The sequence below is a fragment of the Nocardioides sp. genome (genome assembly GCF_014360585.1).
Lineage (GTDB): Bacteria > Actinomycetota > Actinomycetes > Propionibacteriales > Nocardioidaceae > Nocardioides.
On record NZ_JACIXG010000074.1, the window covers coordinates 1 to 25740 of the forward strand.

General features: G+C 70.0%; 24 protein-coding genes, 1 pseudogene and 2 riboswitches. Of the genes and pseudogenes, 17 read left to right on the forward strand and 8 right to left on the reverse strand.

Annotated elements, in window-relative coordinates; genetic code table 11:
• Positions 1 to 738: 738 nt before the first annotated feature.
• The 5 genes from kdgD to H5T77_RS19985 all read left to right on the forward strand — a co-directional run bounded on the left by kdgD (position 739) and on the right by H5T77_RS19985 (position 6293).
• Positions 739 to 1653, forward strand: coding sequence for a 5-dehydro-4-deoxyglucarate dehydratase (kdgD, locus tag H5T77_RS19965; protein ID WP_292652212.1), 915 nt, complete (start codon positions 739 to 741; stop codon positions 1651 to 1653).
• Between the two features lie 38 nt (positions 1654 to 1691).
• Positions 1692 to 3185 (forward strand): aldehyde dehydrogenase (NADP(+)), encoded by a 1494-nt coding sequence (locus tag H5T77_RS19970; RefSeq protein ID WP_292652214.1) that lies wholly within the window; start codon positions 1692 to 1694, stop codon positions 3183 to 3185.
• Positions 3182 to 4510 (forward strand): enolase C-terminal domain-like protein, encoded by a 1329-nt coding sequence (locus H5T77_RS19975; RefSeq protein ID WP_292652215.1) that lies wholly within the window; start codon positions 3182 to 3184, stop codon positions 4508 to 4510. Before H5T77_RS19970 ends, H5T77_RS19975 begins: the two co-directional genes overlap by 4 nt.
• Before the next feature lie 7 nt (positions 4511 to 4517).
• Positions 4518 to 5321, forward strand: a complete 804-nt coding sequence (locus H5T77_RS19980; RefSeq protein WP_292652217.1) for a sulfite exporter TauE/SafE family protein — start codon at positions 4518 to 4520, stop codon at positions 5319 to 5321.
• A 147-nt stretch (positions 5322 to 5468) separates the two neighbouring features.
• Positions 5469 to 6293 (forward strand): ion transporter, encoded by an 825-nt coding sequence (locus H5T77_RS19985; RefSeq protein ID WP_292652218.1) that lies wholly within the window; start codon positions 5469 to 5471, stop codon positions 6291 to 6293.
• Here the strand turns inward: H5T77_RS19985 and H5T77_RS19990 are convergent.
• A complete protein-coding gene (locus H5T77_RS19990; RefSeq protein ID WP_292652219.1) occupies positions 6279 to 7445 on the reverse strand; it encodes an ABC transporter substrate-binding protein in 1167 nt (388 codons plus the stop codon). The two genes, H5T77_RS19985 and H5T77_RS19990, sit on opposite strands and share 15 nt — an antisense overlap.
• 104 nt (positions 7446 to 7549) lie before the next feature.
• A riboswitch (cobalamin riboswitch) is annotated at positions 7550 to 7753 on the forward strand.
• A 56-nt stretch (positions 7754 to 7809) separates the two neighbouring features.
• Here H5T77_RS19990 and H5T77_RS19995 point away from each other — a divergent pair.
• The 7 genes and pseudogenes from H5T77_RS19995 to H5T77_RS20025 all read left to right on the forward strand — a co-directional run.
• Positions 7810 to 8001 (forward strand): annotated as a pseudogene (locus tag H5T77_RS19995) (nitrite reductase); the annotation flags it as partial.
• A 612-nt stretch (positions 8002 to 8613) separates the two neighbouring features.
• Complete coding sequence (locus H5T77_RS20000) at positions 8614 to 9306, forward strand: precorrin-8X methylmutase (RefSeq protein WP_472850356.1); 693 nt, start codon at positions 8614 to 8616, stop codon at positions 9304 to 9306.
• Positions 9303 to 11006, forward strand: a complete 1704-nt coding sequence (gene cobJ, locus H5T77_RS20005; protein WP_292652220.1) for a precorrin-3B C(17)-methyltransferase — start codon at positions 9303 to 9305, stop codon at positions 11004 to 11006. The genes H5T77_RS20000 and cobJ overlap by 4 nt, the downstream gene beginning before the upstream one ends.
• A complete protein-coding gene (cobM, locus tag H5T77_RS20010) occupies positions 11003 to 11767 on the forward strand; it encodes a precorrin-4 C(11)-methyltransferase (protein ID WP_292652221.1) in 765 nt (254 codons plus the stop codon). Before cobJ ends, cobM begins: the two co-directional genes overlap by 4 nt.
• The gene (gene bluB / locus H5T77_RS20015) at positions 11767 to 12384 is read left to right on the forward strand and encodes a 5,6-dimethylbenzimidazole synthase (protein WP_292652223.1); all 618 of its coding nucleotides are present in this window, start codon (positions 11767 to 11769) and stop codon (positions 12382 to 12384) included. The genes cobM and bluB overlap by 1 nt, the downstream gene beginning before the upstream one ends.
• Before the next feature lie 168 nt (positions 12385 to 12552).
• A complete protein-coding gene (locus H5T77_RS20020) occupies positions 12553 to 13341 on the forward strand; it encodes a Fic family protein (protein WP_292652225.1) in 789 nt (262 codons plus the stop codon).
• A 67-nt stretch (positions 13342 to 13408) separates the two neighbouring features.
• Positions 13409 to 14071 (forward strand): HAD family hydrolase, encoded by a 663-nt coding sequence (locus H5T77_RS20025; protein WP_292652226.1) that lies wholly within the window; start codon positions 13409 to 13411, stop codon positions 14069 to 14071.
• 110 nt (positions 14072 to 14181) lie between these two features.
• Here the strand turns inward: H5T77_RS20025 and H5T77_RS20030 are convergent, their stop codons facing one another.
• Positions 14182 to 14307, reverse strand: coding sequence for a hypothetical protein (locus H5T77_RS20030; RefSeq protein ID WP_292652228.1), 126 nt, complete (start codon positions 14305 to 14307; stop codon positions 14182 to 14184).
• Positions 14308 to 14348: 41 nt separating this feature from the next.
• On the opposite strand from H5T77_RS20030, the gene H5T77_RS20035 reads away from it, so the two are divergent.
• Positions 14349 to 14579, forward strand: coding sequence for a hypothetical protein (locus H5T77_RS20035; protein WP_292652229.1), 231 nt, complete (start codon positions 14349 to 14351; stop codon positions 14577 to 14579).
• A gap of 32 nt (positions 14580 to 14611) precedes the next feature.
• On the opposite strand, the gene H5T77_RS20040 is transcribed toward H5T77_RS20035, so the two are convergent.
• From H5T77_RS20040 to H5T77_RS20060, 5 genes are all read right to left on the reverse strand, one after another.
• Positions 14612 to 15826, reverse strand: a complete 1215-nt coding sequence (locus H5T77_RS20040; protein ID WP_292652231.1) for a hypothetical protein — start codon at positions 15824 to 15826, stop codon at positions 14612 to 14614.
• Between the two features lie 163 nt (positions 15827 to 15989).
• Complete coding sequence (locus H5T77_RS20045; protein WP_292652232.1) at positions 15990 to 16382, reverse strand: hypothetical protein; 393 nt, start codon at positions 16380 to 16382, stop codon at positions 15990 to 15992.
• The gene (locus H5T77_RS20050; RefSeq protein ID WP_292652233.1) at positions 16379 to 16606 is read right to left on the reverse strand and encodes a hypothetical protein; all 228 of its coding nucleotides are present in this window, start codon (positions 16604 to 16606) and stop codon (positions 16379 to 16381) included. The genes H5T77_RS20045 and H5T77_RS20050 overlap by 4 nt, the downstream gene beginning before the upstream one ends.
• A 68-nt stretch (positions 16607 to 16674) precedes the next feature.
• Positions 16675 to 17295 (reverse strand): hypothetical protein, encoded by a 621-nt coding sequence (locus H5T77_RS20055; protein WP_292652234.1) that lies wholly within the window; start codon positions 17293 to 17295, stop codon positions 16675 to 16677.
• Between the two features lie 41 nt (positions 17296 to 17336).
• A complete protein-coding gene (locus H5T77_RS20060) occupies positions 17337 to 18050 on the reverse strand; it encodes a hypothetical protein (protein WP_292652235.1) in 714 nt (237 codons plus the stop codon).
• 333 nt (positions 18051 to 18383) lie between these two features.
• Between H5T77_RS20060 and H5T77_RS20065 the strand changes: the two genes are divergently transcribed.
• On the forward strand, positions 18384 to 19628 hold the full coding sequence (locus tag H5T77_RS20065; RefSeq protein WP_292652237.1) for a PucR-like N-terminal domain-containing protein: 1245 nt from the start codon (positions 18384 to 18386) through the stop codon (positions 19626 to 19628).
• Here the strand turns inward: H5T77_RS20065 and cbiE are convergent.
• Entirely contained in the window at positions 19615 to 20988 is a 1374-nt protein-coding gene (gene cbiE, locus H5T77_RS20070; RefSeq protein WP_292652239.1) for a precorrin-6y C5,15-methyltransferase (decarboxylating) subunit CbiE, read from the reverse strand. The two genes, H5T77_RS20065 and cbiE, sit on opposite strands and share 14 nt — an antisense overlap.
• 16 nt (positions 20989 to 21004) lie before the next feature.
• Positions 21005 to 21146: riboswitch (cobalamin riboswitch) on the forward strand.
• 25 nt (positions 21147 to 21171) lie between these two features.
• On the opposite strand from cbiE, the gene H5T77_RS20075 reads away from it, so the two are divergent.
• From H5T77_RS20075 to H5T77_RS20085, 3 genes are all read left to right on the forward strand, one after another.
• Positions 21172 to 23343 carry a VWA domain-containing protein gene (locus tag H5T77_RS20075; protein WP_292652241.1) on the forward strand — a complete coding sequence of 724 codons (2172 nt, stop codon included), beginning with the start codon at positions 21172 to 21174 and terminating at the stop codon, positions 23341 to 23343.
• The gene (cobO, locus tag H5T77_RS20080; RefSeq protein WP_292652243.1) at positions 23343 to 23957 is read left to right on the forward strand and encodes a cob(I)yrinic acid a,c-diamide adenosyltransferase; all 615 of its coding nucleotides are present in this window, start codon (positions 23343 to 23345) and stop codon (positions 23955 to 23957) included. The genes H5T77_RS20075 and cobO overlap by 1 nt, the downstream gene beginning before the upstream one ends.
• Before the next feature lie 76 nt (positions 23958 to 24033).
• On the forward strand, positions 24034 to 25740 hold a 1707-nt coding region (locus tag H5T77_RS20085), incomplete at its 3' end, for a cobyrinate a,c-diamide synthase (protein WP_292652244.1).

The window sequence follows — 25740 nt, forward strand, 5'->3', positions numbered from 1 at the left end:
TCTGGCCACCCTCCCATCCCACGAACACCACCGTTCCCAGGAACGAATGCGCTGCGCCACACCCGGGCCGCCGCCCCGATAGCCAGCCATCTTTTTTCTCGAGGAAGCCCGGTGTCAAGGACCGCGTAAGCGGCCGGCGAAGCCGGCGGCCGAAGGCCGTCCTTTACTCCGGGGTTCCTCGAGAAGATCCTCGAAGAAGGGTCGGCGGCCCTGACTGGCCTTCGGGTGGGACGTTCCCGGCAGGGAGGTCTCGACAAGCTCGACCACCGGGGGCAGGTCGTTCCGGCAGAGAGGCCTCGAGAAGCCCGACCGCCGAAGCGACTGTGTTGGTCTCGACACGCCTCCGCCTAGCGGCTCCGGCGGCTCGACCAGCGGGAGTGGGAGGTCTCGACAGGCCCGACCGCCGAAGCGACTGTGTTGGTCTCGACACGCCTCCGCCTAGCGGCTCCGGCGGCTCGACCAGCGGGAGTGGGAGGTCTCGACAAGCTCGACCACCGAGCGACCCGTGTGGGGATCGACGCGCCTCCGCCCAGCGGCGCTCCGGCGGCTCGACCAGCGGGGATGAGGTCGCGGCAAGCTCGACCACCGAGGCCGCACCGTCCGGACGAACCAACTCCAGATCCCCGCGATGCCCCACACGCATCACGAGATTCAAATTCGGGCTTGGACAGGCATCGCCGAAGGTTCATAACGTGATGGGCACCACTTCTGCCTCACAACCCCTGAAGGACGTGACTCGTGACCGAGTACAGCCCGACCGACCTGGCCGCCCAGCTCAAGAGCGGGCTTCTCTCGTTCCCGGTCACTCACTTCAACGATGACCTGCAGTTCGACGAAGAGGGTTATCGCAAGCACTTGAGCTGGCTGGCCGAGTACCCCGTCGCAGGCCTCTTCGCGGCCGGCGGCACAGGGGAGGGCTTCTCGTTGACCCCGGAGGAGACCGACCGGGTCGTACGCGCGGCCGTCGACGAGGTCGCCGGTGCGGTGCCGGTCCTGGCGCCCGCGACGGGCAGCACCTCCAATGCCATCGCGCAGGCCAAGTCGGCGGAGGCGGCCGGTGCTGACGGTCTGCTGTTGATGCCGCCCTACCTCACCGAGGCGGGTCAGGACGGCCTTGTCGAGCACGCCAGCCGTGTCTGTGAGGCCACCGGTCTCGGCGTGATCGTCTACAGCCGTGCCAACGCGATCCTGCACGACAAGGCCGTCGCGCAGCTCGCCGACCGCAACCCCACGCTGATCGGCTTCAAGGACGGCGTCGGCAACATCGAGCAGATGACCCGCACCTACGCCCGGGTCGGCGACCGGCTCACCTACATCGGCGGCCTGCCGACCGCCGAGACCTTCGCGCTGCCGCTGCTCCAGCTCGGCGTGAGCACCTACTCCTCGGCCCTGTTCAACTTCGCACCGAAGTGGGCGATCGAGTTCTACGACGCCGTACGCGCCCAGGACCGCGACGAGGTCTACCGTCGTCTCAACGAGTTCGTGATCCCGTACCTCGACATTCGTGACCGCACGGCAGGCTATGCAGTGTCGATCGTCAAGGGTGGGCTGGCCGCGATCGGCCGACCCGCCGGCCCGGTCCGGCCGCCGCTGACCGACCTGCGCGAGGAAGAGATCGCCGAGCTGCGCGACCTCGTCGCCCGAATCTCCTGACGCCGACCTCCCTACAACCAACCCGATAGGAAGGGACCATGAGCTACCGCTCGATCATCGCCGGAGCCGACTCCGAGCAGCCCGACGTCACCACTGCCACCACCGCCGCAGCCGAGGCGTTCGCCGGCTACCGCGCAACGACCCCCGACGCACGCGCCGACTTCCTCGAAGCCGTCGCCGACGAGATCGAGGCGTCCCGCCCCGAGATCGTCGAGGCCGCCGTCGCCGAGTCACACCTGCCCGAGGGCCGGATCAGCGGCGAGGTCGGCCGCACCACCGGCCAGCTCCGGATGTTCGCCGGCGTCGTGCGACGCGGTGACCACCTCGGCGTACGCATCGACCCGGCGCTCCCCGACCGGACCCCGCTCCCGCGGGTCGACATCCGTCAGCGCCAGATCCCGCTGGGCCCGGTGGCGGTCTTCGGCGCCAGCAACTTCCCGCTCGCCTTCTCGACCGCCGGCGGCGACACCGCCTCGGCGCTCGCCGCAGGCTGCCCGGTGGTCGTGAAGGGCCACCCGGCGCACCCGCTCACCGGCTACCTGGTCGCCCAAGCCGTCACCCGTGCCGTCCAGAAGGCCGGCCTGCCCGCCGGCACCTTCTCCTACCTCCTCTCCACCGACTTCAAGGCCGGCATCGAGCTCGGCCAGGCCCTGGTCGTCGACCCGCGGATCAAGGCAGTCGGCTTCACCGGCTCCCGCGGTGGCGGGCTCGCGATCGCCGCGGCCGCAGCGGCCCGACCCGAGCCGATCCCGGTCTACGCCGAGATGTCCTCGATCAACCCCGTCGTCGTCCTCCCCGGCGCCCTCGGCGGTGACGTCGAGGCCCTCGCCACGGCGTACGTCGGCTCGCTCACCCTCGGCGCCGGCCAGTTCTGCACCAACCCCGGCCTGCTCTTCCTCCCGAAGAACGAGGCCGGCGACGCCTTCCTGGCCGCGGCCGGCCGCGCCACCGCCGAGGCCGTCGGCGGGACCATGCTGACCTCCGGCATCGCCAGCGCCTACGAGAAGGGCATCGCGACGCTCCGCGCCACCGACGGCGTCACCGTCGTCGGCGAGGGCAAGGCCGGCGCCGATTGCGCCCCCGCACCCCAGATCGTCGAGGCCGCCCGCCTCGACGGTGTGACCGACGAGATCTTCGGCGCCTCCGGCGTCGTGGTCCGCTACGACTCCGTCGAGGAGCTGCTGCTCAGCCTGAGCTCCCTCGAGGGCCAGCTGACCGCGACGGTCCACGCCACCGACGCCGACGACGAGGCCGCCGCTCAGGTCGTCTCCGCGCTCGAGCTGAAGGTCGGCCGGATCCTCTTCAACGGCTGGCCCACCGGCGTCGAGGTCGGTCACGCGATGGTCCACGGCGGCCCGTTCCCGGCCACCTCCGACTCCCGCACCACCTCGGTCGGCAGCCTCGCGATCGAGCGCTTCCAGCGTCCGGTCGCCTACCAGGACGTCCCCGCGGCCCTCCTTCCCGAGGCCGTACGCGACGACAACCCGTGGCACCTCGCCCGCCGGATCGACGGCGAGCTGCAGCTGCCATGACCGCCAACACCACGATCGCCAAGATCGAGGTCGTCCCCGTCGCAGGTCATGACTCGATGCTGCTCAACCTCAGCGGCGCCCACGCGCCGTTCTTCACCCGCAACATCGCGATCCTCACCGACTCCGAGGGCCGCGAGGGTGTCGGTGAGGTCCCCGGCGGGGAGCCGATCCGACGCACCATCGAGGAGGCCGCCGAGCTGCTCGTGGGGCAGCCCGTCACCCGCTACCGCAGCCTGCTTCGGCAGGTTGCGGATCGGTTCGCCGACCGCGACGCCGGCGGCCGCGGGGCGCAGACGTTCGACCTGCGTACGACCGTCCACGCCGTCACGGCGCTGGAGTCCGCGCTCCTCGATCTCGCAGGTCAGGAGCAGGGTGTGCCGGTTGCCGAGCTGCTCGGCGACGGTCAGCAGCGCGACAGCGTACCGATGCTCGGCTACCTCTTCTACGTCGGCGACCCCGACAAGACCGACCTGCCCTACCTGCGGGAGCCGGACGCCGCCGACGACTGGGACCGCGTCAGGAGAGAGGTCGCGCTGACCCCCGAGGCGGTCGTACGTCTCGCCGAGGCCGCCCAGGCCCGCTACGGGTTCGCCGACTTCAAGCTCAAGGGCGGCGTCCTCCCCGGCGAGGAGGAGGTCGCCGCGGTGACCGCCCTCCACGAGCGATTCCCCGACGCCCGGATCACCCTCGACCCCAACGGCGGCTGGCTGCTCGCCGACGCGGTCCGGCTGCTTAAGGGCAAGGACGACGTGCTCGCGTACGCCGAGGACCCCTGCGGCGCCGAGGGCGGTTACTCCGGGCGCGAGGTCATGGCCGAGTTCAAGCGCGCCACCGGGCTGCGTACGGCGACCAACATGATCGCCACCGACTGGCGCCAGATGGCGCACGCGATCCGCACCGACGCTGTCGACATCCCGCTGGCCGACCCGCACTTCTGGACCATGCACGGCTCCGTCCGCGTCGCCCAGCTGTGCCACGACTTCGGGCTGACCTGGGGCTCTCACTCCAACAACCACTTCGACGTCTCGCTGGCGATGTTCACCCATGTCGGCGCCGCGGCGCCGGGGGAGATCACCGCGCTGGACACCCACTGGATCTGGCAGGACGGCCAGGGCCTGACCGAGTCGCCGCTGCAGATCCGCGACGGTGCCATCGAGGTCCCGACCGCCCCCGGCCTCGGGATCCGGCTCGACCGCGAGCGGGTCGCGGCCGCGCACGAGCTCTACCTCGAGCACGGCCTCGGTGTACGCGACGACGGCGTCGCCATGCAGTACCTGGTGTCGGGGTGGACCTTCGACCCCAAGCGCCCGTGCCTGGTCCGCTGACCGCCCGGTGAGCGCCGAGCTCGCCTGGCTCCTGCTCGCCGGTATCGGCGCCGGACTGACCGGCTCGGTGGCCGGTCTGGCCTCGCTGGTCAGCTACCCCTCCCTGCTGGCCGCGGGCCTGCCTCCGGTGGTCGCCAACGTCACCAACACGGTGGCGATGTTCGGCGTCACCGGCGGCACCATCGCCGGGTCGCGCCGCGAGCTCCGCGGCCAGGGGCGGAGGATCGCCTGGCTGGGTCTGGCCTCGTTCCTCGGCGGCGCGGTCGGCGCCGCTCTGCTGCTCACCACGCCGGCTGAGGCGTTCGAGGCGATCGTGCCCTGGCTCGTCGGGAGCGGTGCCGTCCTCCTGCTGCTCCGTGACCGGATCCGCACCTGGGCAGCCGCCCGAGCAGCCGGGCGAGCGCGCCGGCGGGTTCCGCCGGCCCTGCCGCCAGACGGCGCGGGCAGACGTACGCTGGCCCGCGGCTTCGGGTGGGGCGTGATCGTCTTCGTGCTCGGCATCTACGGCGGCTACTTCGGCGCGGGCGTCGGCATCATCGCGCTGGCCGTACTCGTGCTCGAGCGCACCGAGGCGCTCGCGATCACCAACGCCGTCAAGAACGTCGCGACCGGCGTCGCCAACGGCACCGCGGCGATCGCGTACGTCTTCTTCGCTCCTGTCGACTGGCCCGCCGCGATCGCCCTGGGGCTGGGTGCGGTGATCGGCGGCTTCCTCGGCCCCGGGATCGTCCGGCTCGCGCCCGAGCGCCCGCTGCGCTGGCTGGTCGGCCTCGCCGGCCTGGGCCTGGCCGTGCACCTCGCCACAACCTGATCCGCCGAGTCGGCGCATCCTGACGCCAATCCCTGCCGAGTCGGCTCGTCAGGACGCGCCGACTCGGCGGGGGTGTGGGTGAGAACGCGCCGACTCTGCCCGATAGTCTCCGGCCGCTGTCACGGGTCACAGGAGGACATTGCGAACATGGGTTCGAGCAATATCTCGGCGCGCGATCGGGTGCGTACGCTGGTCGATGACGACCGTTTCCAGAAGATCATCATCGGGGTGATCATCCTCAACGCGGTGGTCCTCGGCGTCGAGACGATGGTCCCCGAGCACCTGGCCTACGAGCTGGCGCTGCTCGACAGCGTGCTCCTCGGGGTCTTCGTCATCGAGCTGGTGCTGCGGCTGGTGGCGTACGGCCCCAGGTTCTTCCTCGACCCGTGGAACATCTTCGACACCGTGATCGTCGCGATCGCGCTTGTGCCGGCCACCGGGCCGATGTCGGTGTTGCGGTCGCTGCGAATCCTGCGGGTGCTGCGCCTGGTCAACTCGGTCCCGTCGATGCGTCGCGTCGTCGACGGCCTGATCGCGGCGATGCCGGGGATGGGCTCGGTGGCCGGACTGCTGGCGCTGATGATGTACGTCGCGGTGGTCATCTCGACCAACCTCTACGGCCCGATCGCGCCGGAGTACTTCGGTGACCTCGGCACCAGCGCCTTCACACTCTTCCAGACCATGACCGGGGAGGCCTGGCCCGACATCGCTCGCGAGGTGATGGAGGAGGACCCCTCCGCCTGGATCTTCTTCGTCCTCTTCATCCTGGTGATGACGTTCGCGGTCCTCAACCTCTTCCTCGCCGTGGTCGTCTCCGGCATGGAGAACGTCCAGAACCTCGCTGAGCACGAAAAGGAGTCCGACGCTGAGATGATGGCCGTCCTCGCCTCGTTGCGGGAGGACCTCACCGCCGTACGCGAGGAGTTGGCCGCCACCCGAGCCGAGCTCCGGTCGGACTCAGCTGCCCGGTGAGGCGATCTTCTGCAGCACCACGTTGCTGAGGCCGTCGGGGGTGTCCTTGACGACCCGCAGGAAGTAGGGCTGGTCGGGGTTGTGGTTGGTGTCGAAGGTCCAGTTGCCGCGGGGGCTGACGATGGTGCCGACCGATCCGAGGGAGTCGGCGATCTCATCGCGGTTGACGGCGTCGGAGAGATCGAGCGCCTTGTCGAGCGCGGCTGCGGCGTCGTAGGCCTGCACTGCGTAGACCGTCGGAGTGGCGTCGTACGTCTCGCGGTAGTCCAGCACGAAGGCGGCGTTGGCCAGTGAGTCCATCGCAGCGCTGTAGTGCAGTGCGGTCCGCACCCCGGATGCCGCATCCCCCAGCGAGGAGAGCACCTCGCCCTCGGTGAGGAAGCCGGGGCCGTAGAGCGGGATGCTCCGGGCCAGGCCGGACTCGCGATACGCCCTCACGAACGCCTCCGCCTCCTGGTCGGCATACGCGGCGTAGATCGCGTCCGCGCCCGCTCGCTTCGCCTTGGCGAAGATGCCGGGCCACTTCTGGGTCATCCCGGTCTGCGTGTAGCTCTGGCCCGCGATGCTGCCGCCGGCTGCCTCCATGGCGATCATGAAGCTGTCGGAGAACTCGTGACCGGTGGCGTCGTCAGAGGCGATGACGTACGCCAGGCTACGGCCGGTCTCGTCGGCGACCGCCTGCCCGAGTGAGCCGCCGATGTCAGAGTTGGTCGAGGACGTACGCCACAGGTAGTCGGAGCCGCCGGTGAGTCGGTCGGCTCCGGCGCCGGTCACGATCAGCGGCGTCTCGTTGGCGGTCGCGACGGACTTGGCCGCGAGCGCCGTCTCCGAGCCGACCAGCCCGACGATCGCATGGACCTCGTCCTCCTCGATCAGCCTGGTGACCGCGGCGACCCCGGTCTGCACGTGGTCGCCCTCATCGGCCTCGATGACGTCCACGAACCTGCCGCCGAGCCTCCCGTCGTGCTGGTCGAGGTAGAGGTCGAAGCCCCGGGTCATGTCGGTGCCGATCGACTCGTGCACCCCGGAGGCCGGGACCACCAGGCCGATCGAGACTCTCGACTCCGAGCTCGAGACGCACCCGGCGAGGCCGAACGTGAGCGACGAGACGGTCACGAGAGCGAACAGTTGCCGGTTGGCCGATCCGGTCACGGGAGACTCCATCTTTGGAAGGACGTGGAGCAGAATTCGAGTAGCCGAACATTGCCACAGACCCCGGCCTGACAGCGAGCAATTCGTCGCGATGTCCCCAAGTGGGTAGTCTCGCCCTGCCAGTCGTACTCCATGCCTGATGGGGTCAGGGAACCCGGTGCAAGTCCGGGACTGACGCGCAGCGGTGAGGATGACGGGCGGGGCACGCTCTTCTTCGGGGGAGAGCAGTCACTGGAGCCTGGCTCCGGGAAGGCGCTCCGCTCCGATCGATTCCGAGTCCGAAGACCTGCTGGCTCTGGCGGCGCCCGCCGCCAGGTCACCACGTGCCCCGCGCAAGGGCACATGACGCAGAGCAGGTGTCCCGATGACGCGAGTCCGAACCGACCGGTGCCCGGGAGTCGGCCGTCCGTGGCCGGCTGAGGACGGCCTGCTGGTGCGGCTGCGCCTGATCGGCGGGTCCGTCTCGTCGTCGGCGCTGCTCTCGCTCGTCTCCGTCGCCGAGAGCCACGGCGACGGCAAGGTCTATCTCACCGGCCGCGCGAACCTGCAGGTCCGCGGCCTGCCCGCGGTCGACGGAGCGCTCCCGGGTGAGGTGCTCACCGCGCTGAAGGCGACCGGCCTGGTGCCGGCGCAGACCCACGAGCTCGTACGCAACGTGATGGTCTCCCCGCAGACCGGAGTCGCCGAGGGCCGGGCCGACCTGCGCGGCGTCGCCGCGTCACTGGACCGGCTGCTGTGCGGCTCGTCCCGCCTGGCCGCGCTCCCGGGCCGGTTCCTCTTCGTGCTCGACGACGGTCGCGGCGACCTGGTCTCGCGCGAGTGCGACCTCGGCCTGGTCGCGCTGTCCGCCACCGAGGCTCAGCTCCGGGTCGGCGAAGCGTGGGGGCCCGTCGTACCGCTCACCGAGGCCGCGCCCCGGCTGGTCGCGCTCGCCTCGCGCTTCCTGGACGTACGCGGCGAGGGCCCCTCGGCGCCCTGGCACGTCTCCGAGCTCCAGCAACCGGAGGTCGAGCTCGTCGAGACCCGCGAGGCCGACCCGCGAGTTCCGCCGCCCATCGATCCGCTCGCCTTCGGGTCCGTGCCCGGCGGCGAGCACGTCCCTGCCCCCGACGGAGCCCTGGACCGAGCCGCGATCGAGGCGCTCGCGGCGCGGGCCCCGGCCGTCGTGGTGACACCGTGGCAGGGCGTGTTCGTACCCTCACCGCAGGTGCGCCCGACCCGCCGCTACGAATACATCGACCAGGGCCCGGCGATCTACGTCGACTCCTTCGCGACCATCCGGCGAGAGGCCGACCTCTCCGCGGTGCCTGCCGACGCCGAGCGGCTCGCGGTGCGGATGATCCACGGCAGCGGCCAGGTCGACCTCGCCTCCGACCTGGTCATCCACCCCGACCTGGTGAAGGCCGCGCGAGGTGCGCTGGAGGCCGGCGCCCCGATCCTGTGCGACGCGACGATGGTCGCGACCGGGGTCACCCGCAGCCGGCTGCCGCGCGACAACGAGGTGCTCTGCATGCTCGGCGACGGCCGGGTCCCGGCGCTCGCCCGGGAGTGGGCGACGACCCGCACCGCGGCCGCGCTGTCGCTGTGGGAGCCCTACCTGGAAGGTGCCGTGGTCGCCATCGGCAACGCCCCGACGGCCCTCTTCCACCTGCTCGAGATGATCCTCGACGGCGGTCCGCGGCCGGCCGCGATCGTCGGCTGCCCGGTCGGCTTCATCGGCGCGGCCGAGTCCAAGGAGGCGCTGGCCGCCTTCGCCGATGAGCACGGGATCGACATCCCGTTCGTCACCGTCCGCGGCCGCCGCGGCGGCTCCGCGATGACCTCGTCCGCCCTCAACGCACTCGCCCAGGAGCAGGAATGACTGGCTCAGCAGGAACGATTGGCGTACGCGGGAAGTTCAGCGTCGTCGGCATCGGCCCGGGCGACCCCGAGCTGATCACCCTCAAGGCCGCCCGCCTGATCGGCGCGGCGCCGGTGGTCGCCTACCACGCCGGCGTACGCAAGCAGTCCCACGCCCGCCGGATCGCGTCCTCGCTGATCCCTGTCGAGGCGATCGAGGAGGAGCTCCGCTACCCGGTCACGACCGGCACCACCTCGCACCCCGGCGGCTACGTCGGAGCGATGGCCGAGTTCTACGAGTCCTGCGCGGTCCGGCTCTCGGCTCACCTCGACGCCGGCCGAGACGTGGTCCTGCTCGCGGAGGGCGACCCGCTCTTCTACGGCTCCTCGATGTATCTCCACGACCGGTTCAACGAGATCTACGAGACCTCGGTCGTGCCCGGGGTGCCCGCCTTCGCCGCCGCCACCGCCGCCGTCTCGACGCCGCTGGTGCGCCAGACCGACGTCCTCACCGTCCTGCCCGGCACCCTGCCCGAGCCCGAGCTCGCCCGGCGCCTCGCCGACACCGAGGCCGCCATCATCATGAAGCTCGGCCGTACCTTCCCCGCGGTCCGCTCCGCGCTGGCGGCTGCCGGGCGGCTGGACGGTGCCTGGTACGTCGAGCGTGCCTCGCAGCCCGAGGAGCGCTGGCTCCCGGTGGCCGACGTCGACCCGTCCTCGGTCCCCTACTTCTCCCTCATCGTCGTGCCCGGCGACTCCCAGCCCTCCGCTGGTCGAGGGCCACTTCGTTCAGGCCCTCGGGCGAGCGAGCGTGTCGAGACCAACACAGTCCCCTCTGCGCTCGATTCGACCCAGTTGGTCTCGACACGCCTCCGCCTAGCGGCTCCGGCGGCTCGACCAGCGGGGGCGGCGGCTCGACCAGCGGGACAAGAGCTCCCGGAGGTCGGGTCCGTCGAGGTGACGCGCGGGGGCGACTCGACCGGCTCGGCCTCCGGGGAGGTGCTCGTCGTCGGGTTGGGTCCGGGACCGGATGGGTGGCTGACCCCCGAGGTCTCAGCCGCGCTGGCCGAGGTCGGCCACGTCGTGGGCTACGCGCCGTACGTCAACCGAGTGCCCCAACGCGAGGGCCTGCAGCGACACGCCTCGGGCAACACGGTCGAGGTCGACCGGGCCCGGCACGCCCTGGACCTGGCGAAGGCGGGGGAGAGGGTGGCCGTCGTCTCCGGCGGTGACGCCGGGGTCTTCGGGATGGCGTCGGCCGTCTTCGAGGCGGCCGAGGACGCGGCCTATGCCGACGTACGCATCCGGGTGCTGCCCGGCGTCAGCGCCGTCCAGGCGGTGGCTGCGCGCGCAGGCGCGCCGGTCGGCGCCGACTTCGCGGTGATGTCGCTCTCCGACCGGCTCAAGCCGTGGCCGGTCGTCGAGGAGCGGTTGCGCGCGGTGGCCGCCGCCGACCTCGTACTGGCCATCTACAACCCGGCCTCGCGCTCGCGCACCAAGCAGATCGGCACCGCCCGCGACGTACTCCTGGAGCACCGCAAGCCCGACACCGTCGTGGTCGTCGGCCGCGACGTCGGGCGGGCCGAGGAGTCGCTGACGGTGACCACCCTCGGCGAGCTCGACCCGGCCTCGATCGACATGAAGTGCCTGGTCATCGTGGGCGCGAGCTCGACGCGGGCGACCGCGGCCGGGCAGGTCTGGACGCCGAGGTACGTCCGGTGACCGACCAGACCGTCCACTTCGTCGGTGCCGGCCCCGGCGCGGCCGACCTGCTCACCGTCCGCGCGACGAGGATGCTCGCGGCCGCTGACGTGGTGCTCTATCCGGGCACCTACCTGGACCCCGAGGTGCTGGCGCACTGCAGCCCCGAGGCCGAGCTGGTCGACACCCAGAAGCTGGACCTGGACCAGATCGTCGCCGCGATCGTCGCCGCGCACCGCGAGGGCAAGCAGGTCGTACGCCTCGTCTCCGGCGACCCGTCGGTCTACTCGGCCGTCGCCGAGCAGACCCGGCGGCTCGACGCCGCCGAAGTGCCGTGGGACGTGACTCCCGGAGTCCCGGCCTACGCCGCGGCCGCCGCACTGGTGGGTCGAGAGCTGACCGTCCCGCTGGTGGCGCAGTCGGTGGTGCTCACCCGCACCCAGGCCCGGTCGACGGCCATGCCGGAGGGGGAGTCGCTGGCCGCGTACGCCGCGACCGGCGCCACCCTCGTGCTTCACCTTGCGATCCGGCGCACCCGCGAGCTGATGGCCGAGCTGCTGCCCTACTACGGGCCACAGTGCCCGGTCGTGGTCGTCTACCGGGCCAGCCAGCCCGACGAGCTGGTGCTGCGCGGGACGGTGGCGACGATCGCCGAGGCGGTCGAGGACGCAGGTCTGCGGCAGGCAGCGGTCATCCTGGCCGGGCCCGCGCTGGCCCGCGACGGGGGCGAGTCGTTCCTCTACGACGCGGCCCGCCCGCGAAACCTGGAAGAGCGTGCCTGATGGACCTGTACGACGCGATCAACCGCCGCCGCGACACCCGTGCGGAGTTCACCGGCGGACCGGTCGACCCCGAGGTGCTCCAGCGGGTGCTGTCGGCCGCGCACGCCGCCCCGAGCGTCGGGATGACCCAGCCGTGGGACTTCGTGCTCGTGCGCTCGCCCGAGACGCTGCGTACGTTCCGTGAGCACGTCGCCGCCGAGCGAGAGGTCTTCGCAGACTCGCTGGCGGGGGAGCGGTCCGAGACGTTCTCGAAGATCAAGATCGAGGGGATCTGCGAGTCCGGCCTCGGGGTGGTCGTCGGCTACGACCCGACCCGCGGCGGGACCCACGTCCTCGGCCGCCACGCGATCGCCGACGCCGGCCTCTACTCGACCGTCCTCGCCATCCAGAACCTCTGGCTCGCCGCCACCGCCGAGGGCCTCGGCGTCGGCTGGGTCAGCTTCTATCGCGAGGAGTTCCTGCGCGACCTGGTCGGCCTGCCCGACCACGTACGTCCCGTCGCCTGGCTCTGCGTCGGCCCCGTCGCCGACCTCCCCGACGTCCCCGACCTGGAGCGTTTCGGCTGGCGCCACCGCTCCGCGCTCTCGACGGTGGTGCACGAGGAGAGATTCAAGTAGGCGGTCGGATCAAGGCGGGAAGGCCAGTCTTATGCCACTTTAGGTCATAAAGTGGCATAAGGTGGGGCTGTGGACCAGCCCGGGCCCTGGCGCTCGCTTCGATCGAGGCGAAGAGTGGTCCGAACGCTCAGCTTGTCATGGCCAACGTCGTTGCGATGCAGCGAGCGGTTGCTCGCCGACGACATCAGCGTCGACTCGATCCTGGCTGCCCATGATGCACTTCTCGCGGGACATGAGTACGCCGCGCCCGGACGATTCCGCACATCTCAGGTATGGATCGGCAGCAATGCTGCGAGCCCACACGCGGCGTCCTTCGTTCCCCCTCACCACACGCGGGTGGCGGCAAGTATGGATGACCTGATTGCCTTCGTGAGAAGGGTGGACCTTCCGGTCCTGGTCCAGTGCGCGATCGCGCACGCACAGTTCGAGACGATCCACCCTTTCAACGACGGCAACGGACGTGTCGGTCGGACTCTTGTCCATGCGATGCTGCGTCACGCCGACGTGACGCACCGCCTGACTGTGCCGGTCTCGGCGGGTCTGCTGACCGACACGTCGGCGTACTTCCAGGCGTTGACGGCCTACCGCAACGGCGATGTGGAGCCGATCGTGGGGCAGTTCGTCAATGCCTCCTTTCGCGCCATCCGCAACGGTCGCCACCTGGTTGACGACCTGGAGCGGGTATACGACGGCTGGAGGGAGCGCCTTCCTTCCCGCCGTGGATCAGCCGCACGACGGCTCCTTCCGCATCTGCTCAACCAACCGGCCGTGAACGTCGCTTACGTCGAGGCGGCGACGGGATCAGCGATGTCTGCGGCTCAGCGGGCGGTCGAGCAGTTGGAGAACGCCAAGATCCTCACGCGCGTGGGAAGTGGCCAGCGCAACCGGGTGTGGCTCGCCAACGAAGTCATCGACGCACTCGACGCCTTCGCTGAGCGCGTCGGTCGCCGCGGCTGAGTCCGGATCGGTGCCCCGATGGACCACCGTTTCGTGCTCTCGACGGTCGTTCACGAGGTGGGCTTGGATGGTCCGTCAGGATCAGGTCGTGAAGAAGTACATCCTCTTCGACCATGACGGTGTTCTGGTGGACACCGAGCTCTGGTACTTCAAGGCCGGCGAACGAGCGTTGGCGGAGATCGGTGTGGCGCTGGATCAGGAGCGATATCTCCGCGACATGAGCCAGGGGCTCGGCGCCTGGGACCAGGCTCGGGCGGCCGGTGTCGACGAGCCGGTCATCGACAGACAGCGGGAGGCGCGGGACGCCTACTACCAGGAGTGTCTGCGGACCGAGGCGATCGAGATCGACGGAGTCGTCGACGCGCTCGCCGACCTGTCGCAGTACGTCCGGATGGCCATTGTGACCACGGCGAGGCGGGCCGACTTCGACCTCATCCACCGATCTCGGCAGATCACCGGGTTCATGGACTTCGTGCTGGTCCGTGAGGACTACGACCGCCCCAAGCCGCACCCGGAGCCGTACCTGGCCGGGCTGAAGCGATTCGGTGCGACCCGTGACGAGACGCTCGTCGTCGAGGACTCGTCCCGAGGTCTCGCGTCGGCAGTTGCCGCGGGCATCGACTGTGCGGTCGTACGCAACAGCTTCACCGCGACCCAGGACCTCTCGCGGGCAACCCATCGGATCGACACCTTGGCCGAGCTCGCAAGCATCGTCCGCGGGTGCGGGTAGCGTTCTCGAGCCACGGTGATCGCGGACGGTTGGGTCTGGGGAGCGAGTAATAACTTGTCATGCGCGTGACAAGTTTTCGCTCGGCTCGTGGGTGGTGATGTGACGGTCGATCACGGATTCGTGATCGTCAGTCCGGTGATGGTCCAGGTGCCATCCACATCCAGGGCCTGTCCCTGCGCGATCCCGAGGACCGAGCACAGGAACCCCGCGGGGGCGCCGGATCTGCGTCGACGCATCGGGGGTGAAGACACCGGTGGAGTCGTCGAAGGTGCCGGTGATGTCGCCGGCGACGTTGAAGGAGCATCCGGCCGACCCGACAAACATGGCAGCGTCGGTGATGGCGGCGGGGGAGACCGAGCCGATCTCGGGTCCGGTGATCGCAAAGCCCCAAGCGCCGATCAGGTCGACCGTGACCCCGCCGCCGTTCGGCGAGCTGCACCCGCCGGTCGTGAGGCCGTCCCAGGTGATGGCGTTCGTTCCGAATGGTCTGCTGCTACATGGTCCATGAGGAGAGGCGCGCAGTGGCGGTAATTTGATCGGTTACTGACCCTCGCCGTCCGGCAGCGGCGGCATCGAGGGCTTCTCCGGCGCGGGTAGCGGGCACACCTTTGGGCGTTGCGGGTCGCACATGTTGAGGTCCTCGAGGGGAATTCGGTTGATGATCGACACCTCGCCTTGGGTGGCACGCACTGGGTTGTTTGGGCCCGAAGCCATAGCGCTGACCACCGGGCTGAGGTCGTCACCGCCTGTGCCGCAGTTCACGAAGGGTGGGATAAGGACCCCCGACGATGGGGGGATGTTGCGACCGTTGTCCTCGAAGTAGTAGGGATCGTTCAGCGGCGCCCGTGATCCCGGGTGCAGTCCGTCGAAGGCTCCCAGCGGTCCACCGGAAGCGGGGAAGTACGGCCCGGTGGCCGGGTCGTTCCAGAGATAGAGCTCGGCCGGTCTTTCCGTCCGACACCTTGGGCCGAGATCGACCGGAACCCCGTCGATCTCGAGGTCGCTGAGTTGGATGTTGACCTCCCCCTCCACCAGCGCAGACACCCTCGGAAGGGTACTCGGCAGCGGGGCGCATCCCCTTCCCATGCGCTGCCACACGTGGGAGATCAGCGGTTGGACCTTTCCATTGACCCGCGGGACGGACATCGTCAGTGTGGCGGTGGCCGGGATCGATCCGAAGGCGACCAGATTGATGCTGTCCTCGCTGAGGATTCCGACCTCGGCGCCGCCGCCCTTAAGCGGTTTGAACGGATACATCGGGTTGCGAAAGTAGAACGTTCCCCACTGCGTTGTCGGGTCGTCTGTTGCACACGAAGGTTGGTAAAAAGGATCGGACACGCAGTGAGTCTTGAGGAAGTTGTTGCAGGGAGACTTGAACGTCGTCGGCTTGTCGAACGGAGTGTTGTAGGCGAACAGATACAAGGCACCCCAAATCGGGCGAGAGGTGATGGACATCTTCGATCGCCGCGCGACCGCGTGCTGTGAACTGGTGACGGTTCCCTCGCTGCCACTGATCGACAAATTCACGGGAAGGTCGTCGAAGCCCGGCAGGCCATCTGCCGGATTGTCTGCGATCAACGCCGTCACACCGGGCAGCTGATCCTTCACATCGCTCTGCGATGCGCCCCGGGGAACGACCTCGGGATCCCCCGTGGCTGGGCTGGTAGGAATGGCCATGAGCGTGCCAGCCAGCAGGAGGACGCCGACGACTACTCGACCGGTGCGTGCGCTGGAACGGGGGTGGGGGATGCGCATGAAGAGTTCCTCAGGTGGTCGGGTCCGGCGAGGACCGTAGGGTTATCCGCCACCAGTTAAGACAGCGAATGTGGTGAGTGCCACAGATCGGCTGATCGTTGGCCTCGAAACCGGTGAAACTTGTCACGCGCGTGACAAGTTTCACCGGTCAAGGACCGAACTGTCACGTGCTGGTGATCGACAGCCCGGAGGTTTCCCACATCCCGTTGACGACGTAGGGGTCACCTTTCATGACCCCTACGTAGACGGGGCAGATGAAGCCGAGCGGGTCGTCGACGACGGACAGCGTTGATCCGGTGGGCGTAAACATGCCGGTGGCGTCGTCGAACTCGCCGATCACCTCGCCGGCGAAGCTGAAGCTGCAACCTGCATATTCGAGGAACACATGCACGTTGGTGAGGGCGGCGGGCCAGACCGACCCGACCCCGGGTCCTGTTATCACCATCCCCCAGGAGCCGACCAAGTCGAGGGTGGTAGATCCGGCGAGCGGATTGACGCAGCCACTCGACGTTGCCTGGTCGAGGATGCCGGCTTCCGTGCCGAACGTCCTGCTCACACCGGGGTCGGTGATGCTGCCGGCCAGGTCGAACTGCTCACAGGTGAAGACTGGTCGGCGTAGACGTCGGTGAAGATGATCTCCTCACCGACAACGCTGATTGGTCCGCCATTCGGCGTGTAGGTGTCGGCCGCTTGGGCGGGAGTCGGCATCGCCATGACGGCCGCGATGGCGAGTGCTCCGGCCCCAAGACCGGTGAACACTCGGCTGATGAGGTTCTTCATGGGGCCTGTGCCGGTGGCTGAACGGCCACCGACACAGGCCCCTGGATGGAGCAGTCAGCCCTGGCCGGTCACGGGTTTGTGATGGTGAGACCGTTGGCGGCCCAGGTCCCGTCCACGGTGATGGACTGACCCTGCGCGACACCGAGGATCGGGCAGATGAAGCCCACCGGGTTGTCGGAGATGACCAGCGTCGAGCTGGTGGGGGTGAATAGCTGCGCGGCGTCGTCGAAGGTGCCGCTCACCTCGCCCGCGACGTTGAACGAGCAGCCGGCGGCCTCGACGAATGCGGTCACGGTGGTGAGCGTGGCAGGCGAGACCGAGCCACTCTCGGGTCCGTCGACCTTTACGCCCCAGGTGCCGGTCGGCTCGACCGTGGTGGCACCCGCGATGTCGTTGGTGCAGCCGCTGGACGCGAGCTCGGGCAGCGTACCGGCAGCCTCGCCGAACTCCCTGGTCTGACCAGGGTTGATGATGTTGCCGGTGAGGTCGAACTGCTCACAGTTCAGCGTCTGGTTGGCCTCGACCGCGGTGAAGGACACGTTGTTCCCGATAAACGTGAGCGGGTTCGTGCCGTGCGGGGTGTAGCCGGCGGCGGCCGCCTGGGCCGGTGCGGACATGGCCGCGACGGTGCCGACAGCGAGGGCTCCGGCAGCGAGACCGGTGAGCACGCGGCTGGTGATCTTCTTCATGATGTTTCTCCTTGTGTGGTGGTGGGTTGAATCCGAGAGCCTCACGCGGTGCCCGCGCGGGGGTTGGCGATCTGCAGCTCGAGGGTGTTGTCGGCGCCCGGCACCAAGGCGTTGATCGGGATGGAGCCGAACCAGGGGAAGAAGCCGGGGATGTCGAAGAAGTTCAGCGCGGCACACCCGGTGAAGCTCCCGATCGTGTAGGTCGAGGTGACCCGGCCACCGCCGTTGACGGTGAAGAACTCACCCTCAGGAGTGCTGGCGGTGATGGTGACCGGTTCGGCGGTGTGGCAGCGGCTGCCGACCGCCAGCGGCCACCAGATTCCGAACACCTTGGCCTTGACGTCGCTCAACTGGATGTCATAGGCGACCGTCGAGGTGAGGGTCGACTTGCCGAGCTGGTCGGTGGGCACGATGGCGCCGGTCAGCGGCCCGACCTGGGTCATGGTGACCTTCGCCTGAGCCGGGATCCCGAAGATGTCGAAGCTCATCGTCTGTGTCGGGATGGCGAGGGATCCACCGACGATGTGGCCGTTGGTGAGGTCGAGGGTCGACTCGAGCACCGAGGGCCCGATGGCCATCGATGAGTCGACCTGCGCACCGATGTGGGTCGTACCGACGGCGTCGTAGTCGATCTCGAGCGTCGGGTTCTCGGCAGCTTGTGCAGCGGGTGCTCCGACGAGCAGCGCGGTGGCCACGAGGGCGGTGAATGCCGTGGCGACCAAGGTGCGGCGGCTGGGTGGAGGCTTGGTTCTCACGTGTTCCCCTTACGGTGTGGGAGGAGTGATCGAGCCGGGTGGGAGATCGACCACAACTGCGATGACGGCACCATTGAGGGGGTCGCGGACGGTGGCTGGCTACCGTGGCGACATCGAAAGTCACCAGATCCCGCCAAAATTGTCAGGGTGGTGACAATTTCGCCTCAGCGGGAAAATTTGTGAGGCCCATCACAAGTTTTGGAGGTTCTGGCGCCTCATGCCTCGGCGGCTCTGGACGTGGAGGTCTCCCGCCACTTCACTGCATCCGGGACACGTCCTTCGCGCGGCTCCCCAGGTCGCAGAGAGCGAGGGGCGGAAGTGGAGGAGAGTTGCGTGACTTCGACGACACGACCAGACACGGACATGTTCACGGGCCTGATCCCGAGAAGGCCCCACCCGACGCTGCGAATCGACCTGTCGCCGCCACCCAACCTGATCGCGCGCCAGATCGTGGTGGCCTACCGGCCCCGCGCCCGTCACCTGTCTCGCCGTATCGCCAGACGTATCTGCGGTGAGGTGGCCGCGTTCAGCGACCCGCGACTGCACGACGTCATCGAGAAGGCGCTGGACGAGGCGGTCGCGCTCTTCGTCGACGCGATGGCCGGTGCGCCCGTGCGCGGTGCGACCGTCGCCCACATCTACCGACAACTGGGCAGTCTCGAGGGCAGGGCAGGCCACAACCTCGATGCGATGCGGGCCGCACACCACATCGCGACGCAGGAGTTCTGGCGGGAGATGACGAAGATCGCCGGTGAGCTGGAGCTGCCGATGGCGGCGGTGAGCCACCTCGCCGAGGCGCTCATGGACTACCAGCGCCAGCTGTTGGAGCACGCGACCCGCGGCTTCGCCGAGCCTTCGCCGCCGATCGACCCCCGGCTGCCGCTCTTCGCGGCGCTCGTCGGCGACGTACGGACCGGCGACCTGTGTGCCCTGGCCGGACGCGCCGGCTGGAAGGTCACCGATCGGGTGGCCGTGGCGGTCGTTCCGGGCGGGCCGGTCCCGGCGGAGCTCAGCATGCCCGCGCCGCGTCTGCTCATGGGGGCGAGCGAGGGGGCCATGGTCGTGATCGGGGCCTCAGGTGCGGTGCACGAGAGCGCCAGGGCGGTCGTCGCCGCGACAGGTCGCCCGGTCGCCGTCACCTGGGAGGTGCGGCTCGACGAGACCCGCCACGCCGTACGTTGGGGCCTGCGGGCCGTGGATCTGGTCGCCGAGCAGGTCCTCCACCCTTCCGCGGACGGCATCGTCTGGTGCGCCCACCACCAGTCGGAGCTGTGCCTGCACGCCGACCCGACGCTGCGCCGCTTCGCGGACGAGCAGCTGCTCGCGCCCCTCTTGGAGGAGACCCCGAAACGGCGCCTGGCGCTCGCCGAGACCATGCTGGTCTGGCTGCGGGCCCGGCCCAGCGCTCCCGTCGTCGCCGAGCAGCTGAGGGTCCATGAGCAGACCGTGCGCCACCGGCTCAAGCGCATCAAGGAGCTCTTCGGCGAACGCCTCAGCGACCCGGCGGAGACCGTCGGACTGCTGACCGCCCTGGAGTCGACGACCCCGCGCTGGCGGCGCGACCTCACCCGACGGTGAGGGTCCATTGGGTGACCGACCGGGCCGGGGTCCAGCCGGTGAAGGTGCCGATCGGGGCAGAGGTCTCGACGGAGATTCGGGTGAGCTCGCCGCCGTGCTCCTGGTAGGCAGCGGCCAGGAGCTGCTCGGTCTCGAGGGTGACGCCGTGGACGACGATCCGCCCGCCGGGGCGCAGCGCCGCGAGGCAGGTGTCGAGCACGCCGGGACGGGTCGCGCCGCCGCCGATGAAGATCGCGTCCGGGGCGGGGAGAGCGGCCAGGGCATCAGGGGCACGGCCCTCGACGACGCTCAGGTTGGGTACGCCGAGGCGGGCTGCGTTGCGGGCGATCCGGGCCGCCCGCTCGGGGCTGGCCTCGATCGCGGTCGTGGTGCACGTCGGGTGCGCCCGCATCCACTCGATCCCGACCGACCCGGCTCCGGCGCCGACGTCCCAGAGGTGCTGGCCCGGGGCCGGGGAGAGACGGGACAGCGCCGAGGCCCGTAGATCGCGCTTGGTCAGCTGGCCGTCGTGCTCGAAGGCGTCGTCGGGGAGGCCTGGGGTCCAGGAAACGGGGAACGACTGTGTTGGTCTCGACACGCCTCCGCCTTGCGGCTCCGGCGGCTCGACCAGCGGAAGGTGGCCTCCGTCGGTCGACACGCCTCCACCTTGCGGCTCCGGCGGCGCGACCGACGGGCGGCCCCCGTCGGTTGAGCCGGACCCGCGAGGAACGAGCGGGTCCGTGTCGAAACCAACACGGTCGGCGACGCACTCGATCGCCACGATGTTGAGCCGCGGCGACTCACCGGCCCAGGTAGCGGCGGTCGCGGTCTGCGTACTCTCCGTCTCCGCTCCCAGGTCACCCAGGACGGTCATCGTCGAGGCACCGAAACCGGCCGTGACCAGGAGGTTCGCGACCAACGCGGGAGTGGCCTCGTCCGAGGAGAGCGCCAGGATGCGGCGGCCGGGGGCGAGCTCGCGGGCGATCAGCGCGACGTCGCGGCCGACGAGGCTGACGGCCACGCACGACTCGGCCGGCCAGCCCATCCGGGCGCGGGCGAGGGCGACGGAGGAGACGGCCGGCTCGATGCGTACGTTCTCCGCGCCGAGCAGGTCGATCAGGGTCGTACCGATCCCGGAGACGAGCGGGTCGCCGGAGGCCAGAGCCACCACGTCGCCGGCTGCATCGATGGAGCCGAGCAGAGCCGGGAGCCCGTCGCGGAGCGGTGAGGGCCAGGGCTCGCGGCGCTGGCCGGGGACGTCCGGGACCAGGTCGAGATGACGCTTGCCGCCCAGGAGGACAGCGGCGTCCCGGATCAGCTGCTGGTGACGTACGGGGACCTCGTCCCAACCTCCGGCACCGATGCCCACCACGACGATCATGGGGCCAGACGCTACAGTGACCGCACAGTCACGAGGTGCCCCGACTGGGGAGAATCTGGGAAGCCGGTGAGAATCCGGCACAGGCCCGCTGCGGTGAGCCGAGCTCCATTCGTGGAGACTCGGTGAGTCCGAAGACCGGCCCCGTGACCAACCAATCAACGCGATAGGGAGCGGGAGCCTCTCATGCCGGTGCACTACCCATTTTCTGCCGTCCTCGGCTGCGAGGCCGATTCAGCCACAGGGCTCGACGACATGGGCCTCGCGCTCGTGCTCACCACGATCTCCCCGGAGATCGGCGGCGTCCTGGTCCGTGGCGAGAAGGGGACCGCGAAGTCGACGGCCGTACGCGGCCTGGCGGCCGTGCTGCCCTCGATCTCGGTCTATGCGGGGGATCGGTTCTCGATCGACCCGTCCGACCCTTCCGCCGAGTCGCCGGACGGCCCGTTCGGACCCGACGCCGTCGTGGAGAGCCGCCCGGTGCGGCTGATCGAGCTCCCGGTGGGAGCCACCGAGGACCGGGTCGTCGGCTCGCTCCACCTGGAGAGCGCCCTCTCGCGCGGTGCGGTCGAGTTCGAGCCGGGGCTGCTCGCCCGCGCACACCGTGGCCTGCTCTACGTCGACGAGGTCAACCTGCTCCACGACCACCTGGTCGACCTGCTGCTGGACGCGGCGGCGATGGGGCGCGTCTCGGTCGAGCGCGACGGCGTCTCGGTCTCGCACGCCGCGCGCTTCGTCCTGATCGGCACCATGAACCCCGAGGAGGGCGAGCTGCGCCCGCAGCTGCTGGACCGCTTCGGGCTCACCGTCGAGGTCGCCGCGCCGCGGGATCCGGCGCTCCGCGTCGAGGTCGTACGCCGCCGGATGTCCTTCGACCTCGACGCCGCTGCGTTCGCTGAGCGTTTCGGCGGAGCCGATCGCGCGCTGACCTCCCGGATCGCCGCCGCTCGTGAACTGGTCGGGAAGGTCCGGCTCACCGAGCCGGGGCTGCTCAAGATCGCCGAGGTCTGTGCGGCGTTCGAGGTCGACGGGCTGCGCGCCGACATCGTCACCGCTCGCACCGCGGTCGCGCACGCTGCCTGGGCCGGGCGCTCCGAGGTCACTCGGGCCGATATCCGCCGGGCAGCGTTGCTCGCGCTGCCGCACCGACGGCGGCGCAACCCCTTCGATGCGCCGGGGATCGACGAGGACCTGCTCGACCGGATCCTCGGGGACGAGGAGCTGCCGCCTGAGCCGCCGGAGGGCGGGCCTTCGGATGACTCGGGGGACTCGGGCGCTGAAGGCGACTCTGTTGGTCTCGACACGCCTCCGCCTAGCGGCTCCGGCGGCTCGACCGACGGGGGTGAGGACGGCTCGACCGACGAGGGTGATGCCGGCTCGACCGACGGGGATAGCTCGACCGACGGGGGAGAGCCCCCGCTGGTTGAGCCCGCGAGCGAAGCGAGCGGTGTCGAAACCAACACCGCCGACAACGCACCCGACCAGCCACAAGCTCCTTCCGGTGCCGCACCCGAGTCAGTCACCGGTGCCGCCGCGGCGTACCGCCCCCGCCTGCTGACCGTGACCGGCCTGGGCACCGGCCGCACCGGCGGCCGGAGCAAGGCGATCGGCAGCAGCGGCCGCCGGATCGGCGCGCGGGAGAGCAGCCGAGGCTCGCTGCACCTGGTCGAGACGCTCAAGGCAGCTGCTGGGAAGCAGGCCACCCGGGGACGTACGTCCGGACGGGTCGAGCTGCAGATCGAGGACCTGCGCACCGCGGTCCGCGAGGGTCGCGAGGCCAACCTGGTGCTCTTCTGCGTGGACGCGTCCGGGTCGATGGCCGCGCGCAAGCGGATGGCGCAGGTGAAGGCGGCGGTCCTCTCGCTGCTCCTCGACGCCTACCGGCGCCGCGACAAGGTCGGGATGATCACGTTCCGCGGCGAGGGCGCCGAGCTCGTGCTGCCGCCGACCGGGTCGGTCGACCTCGCCGCGGCCCGCCTCGACGAGATCCCCGCCGGAGGACGTACGCCGCTGGCCGAAGGCCTCCTCGAGGCCGCCCGGGTGCTCCAGCGCGAGCGTCTGCGTGACCGTGATCTACGGCCGCTGCTGGTGGTAGTGACCGACGGCCGCGCGAACTCCAAGACCCACGGGAAGGACGCGGTCCGGCGCTCGCAGCAGGCCGCCGCGTACGTCGCCGGTCTGGGGATCACCACCGTCGTCATCGACTCCGAGAGCGGACCGATGCGGCTCGGGCTGGCGCGCCAGCTGGCCGCGCACCTGGAGGCGGAGCACGTGCCCGTCGCCGAGGTGAGTGCCGAGGCGCTGACCTCGACCGTCCACGGCTTCACCGGATCCACCACCGGAAGGGGCGCTGCCTGATGCCGAAGGGGCAGCCGCTCAACGTACCCGACGACGGGCTCACCACCCGTCAGCGTCGCAACCGGCCGCTGGTGATGGTCCACACCGGGCCCGGCAAGGGGAAGTCGACTGCCGCCTTCGGGCTCGCGCTGCGCGGCTGGAACCAGGGCTGGCGGATCGGGGTCTTCCAGTTCGTGAAGTCGGCCAAGTGGCGCATCGGCGAGCAGACCGTGCTCGAGCGTCTCGGTGCGCTGCACGAGGAGACCGGCGAAGGTGGCCCGGTCGACTGGCACAAGATGGGCTCGGGGTGGTCCTGGTCGCGTAAGCAGGGCGACGCCGAGGATCACGCCGCGGACGCCGCCGAGGGCTGGGCCGAGATCAAGCGGTGCCTGGCCGCGGAGACGTACGACCTGCTCGTCCTCGACGAGTTCACCTATCCGATCAAGTGGGGCTGGGTGTCCGCCGATGAGGTGGCCACTGTGCTCGCCGAGCGGCCGGGGCGCCAGCACGTCGTCATCACCGGCCGCGACGCCGACCCGGCGCTGCTGGAGGTCGCCGACCTGGTCACCGAGATGACCAAGATCAAGCACCCGATGGACGCGGGTCAGAAGGGCCAGCGGGGCATCGAATGGTGAGCGAGCGCAAGCGAGCGACAACAAGCCTCAGGGCGCCACGTCCGTATTCTTCGCACTGCCCTACGGGCGTGGCGGCATGAGCCTGCCCCGGCTGGTGGTCGCTGCTCCTTCGACCGGCTCGGGCAAGACGACGATCGCCACCGGACTGATGGCGGCGCTGCGCTCGGCCGGGCACGTGGTCAGCGGTCACAAGGTCGGACCGGACTACATCGACCCGGGCTACCACGCGCTCGCCACCGGGCGCCCCGGCCGCAACCTCGACCCGCACCTGGTGGGGGAGTCGCGGGTCGTACCGCTGCTGCTCCACGGCGCCGCCGGCGCCGATGTGGCGGTCGTCGAGGGCGTCATGGGGCTCTACGACGGTCGCCTCGGCACCGACGGGTTCGCCTCCACCGCCCACGTTTCCTCGTTGACCTCGTCGCCGGTCGTCCTGGTGCTCGATGTCGCCCGGATGTCCCGCTCCGCTGCCGCGATCGCTGCCGGTATGGCCGGTTTCGACCCGTCCGTACGCATCGGGGGAGTCGTCCTCAACCGGTGCTCTCCGGGGCGCAACGCCGATGAGATCCGGCGCGCGCTGGACGGTCTCGGTCTGCCGGTCCTCGGCATGCTCCCGCCTGATCCGTCGCTGGCGACGCCCTCGCGTCATCTCGGGCTCGTCCCGGTCGATGAGCGCGACGAGTCGGTCGCGCTGATCGGGCGGCTGGGGGAGCAGGTCGCGGCTCATCTGGACCTGTCCGCGCTGCTGGAGGTTGCGCGGTCGGCTCCTGATCTGGACGGGGATCCTTGGGATCCGGTGGTGGCGTTGCGCGAAGGCGACCGTGTTGGTTTCGACACGGCGTCGCTCGTTCCTCACGACGCCGGCTCAACCAGCGATGCGCCCGTCGGTTGTGTTGGTTTCGACACGGCGTCGCTCGTTCCTCACGACGCCGGCTCAACCAACGATGCGGCCGCTGGTCGAGCCGCCGGAGCCGCTAGGCGGAGGCGTGTCGAGACCAACACAGTCGACGACGCGAACGCTCGCCCGGTGATAGCCGTAGCGGGCGGCAGGGCGTTCACCTTCCGCTACCCCGAGACCGAGGAGCTCCTGGCGGCCGCGGGGTGCGAGGTCGTCGCGTTCGACCCGATGACCGATCCGGCGCTCCCCGTCGGCACCCGGGGGATCTATCTCGGCGGCGGCTTCCCGGAGATGTACGCCGCCGAGCTCGCCGCCAACACGAGCCTGCTCGGCGATCTGCGGGCGGCCCTGGAAGCGGGGGTTCCGACGGTCGCCGAGTGCGCCGGCCTGCTCTACCTGGCTGAGTCCCTCGACGGCGTACCGATGGCCCGCGCCATCCCCGCCCACGCCGCCATGAGCGAGCGCCTCACCCTCCGCTACCCGGTGGCCACGGCCGCCTCCGACTCCCTCCTCACCCGGGCCGGCGAGCAGGTCACCGGCCACGAGTTCCACCGCACCACCACCTCGCCGTCCGCCGGAACCCAGGCTGCCTGGAGCGTCGATGGTGCCGAGACCGGCTTCAGCAGCGATACGGTGCACGCGTCGTACCTCCACGTGCACTGGGCCGGCTACCCGCACCTGGCCGGCCGGTTCGCCGAAGCCGCTCATGCGTTCGCCGGTCGAGCCGTCACCACCGTCGGTCGAGCCGCGAGCGCCAGCGAGCGTGTCGAGACCAACACGATCCCCTCGAGCGCGACAGGGGACTGTGTTGGTCTCGACACGCCTCCGCCTAGCGGCTCCGGCGGCTCAACCAGCGGTGCTCCCTCGCTGGTTGAGCCCGCGAGCGAA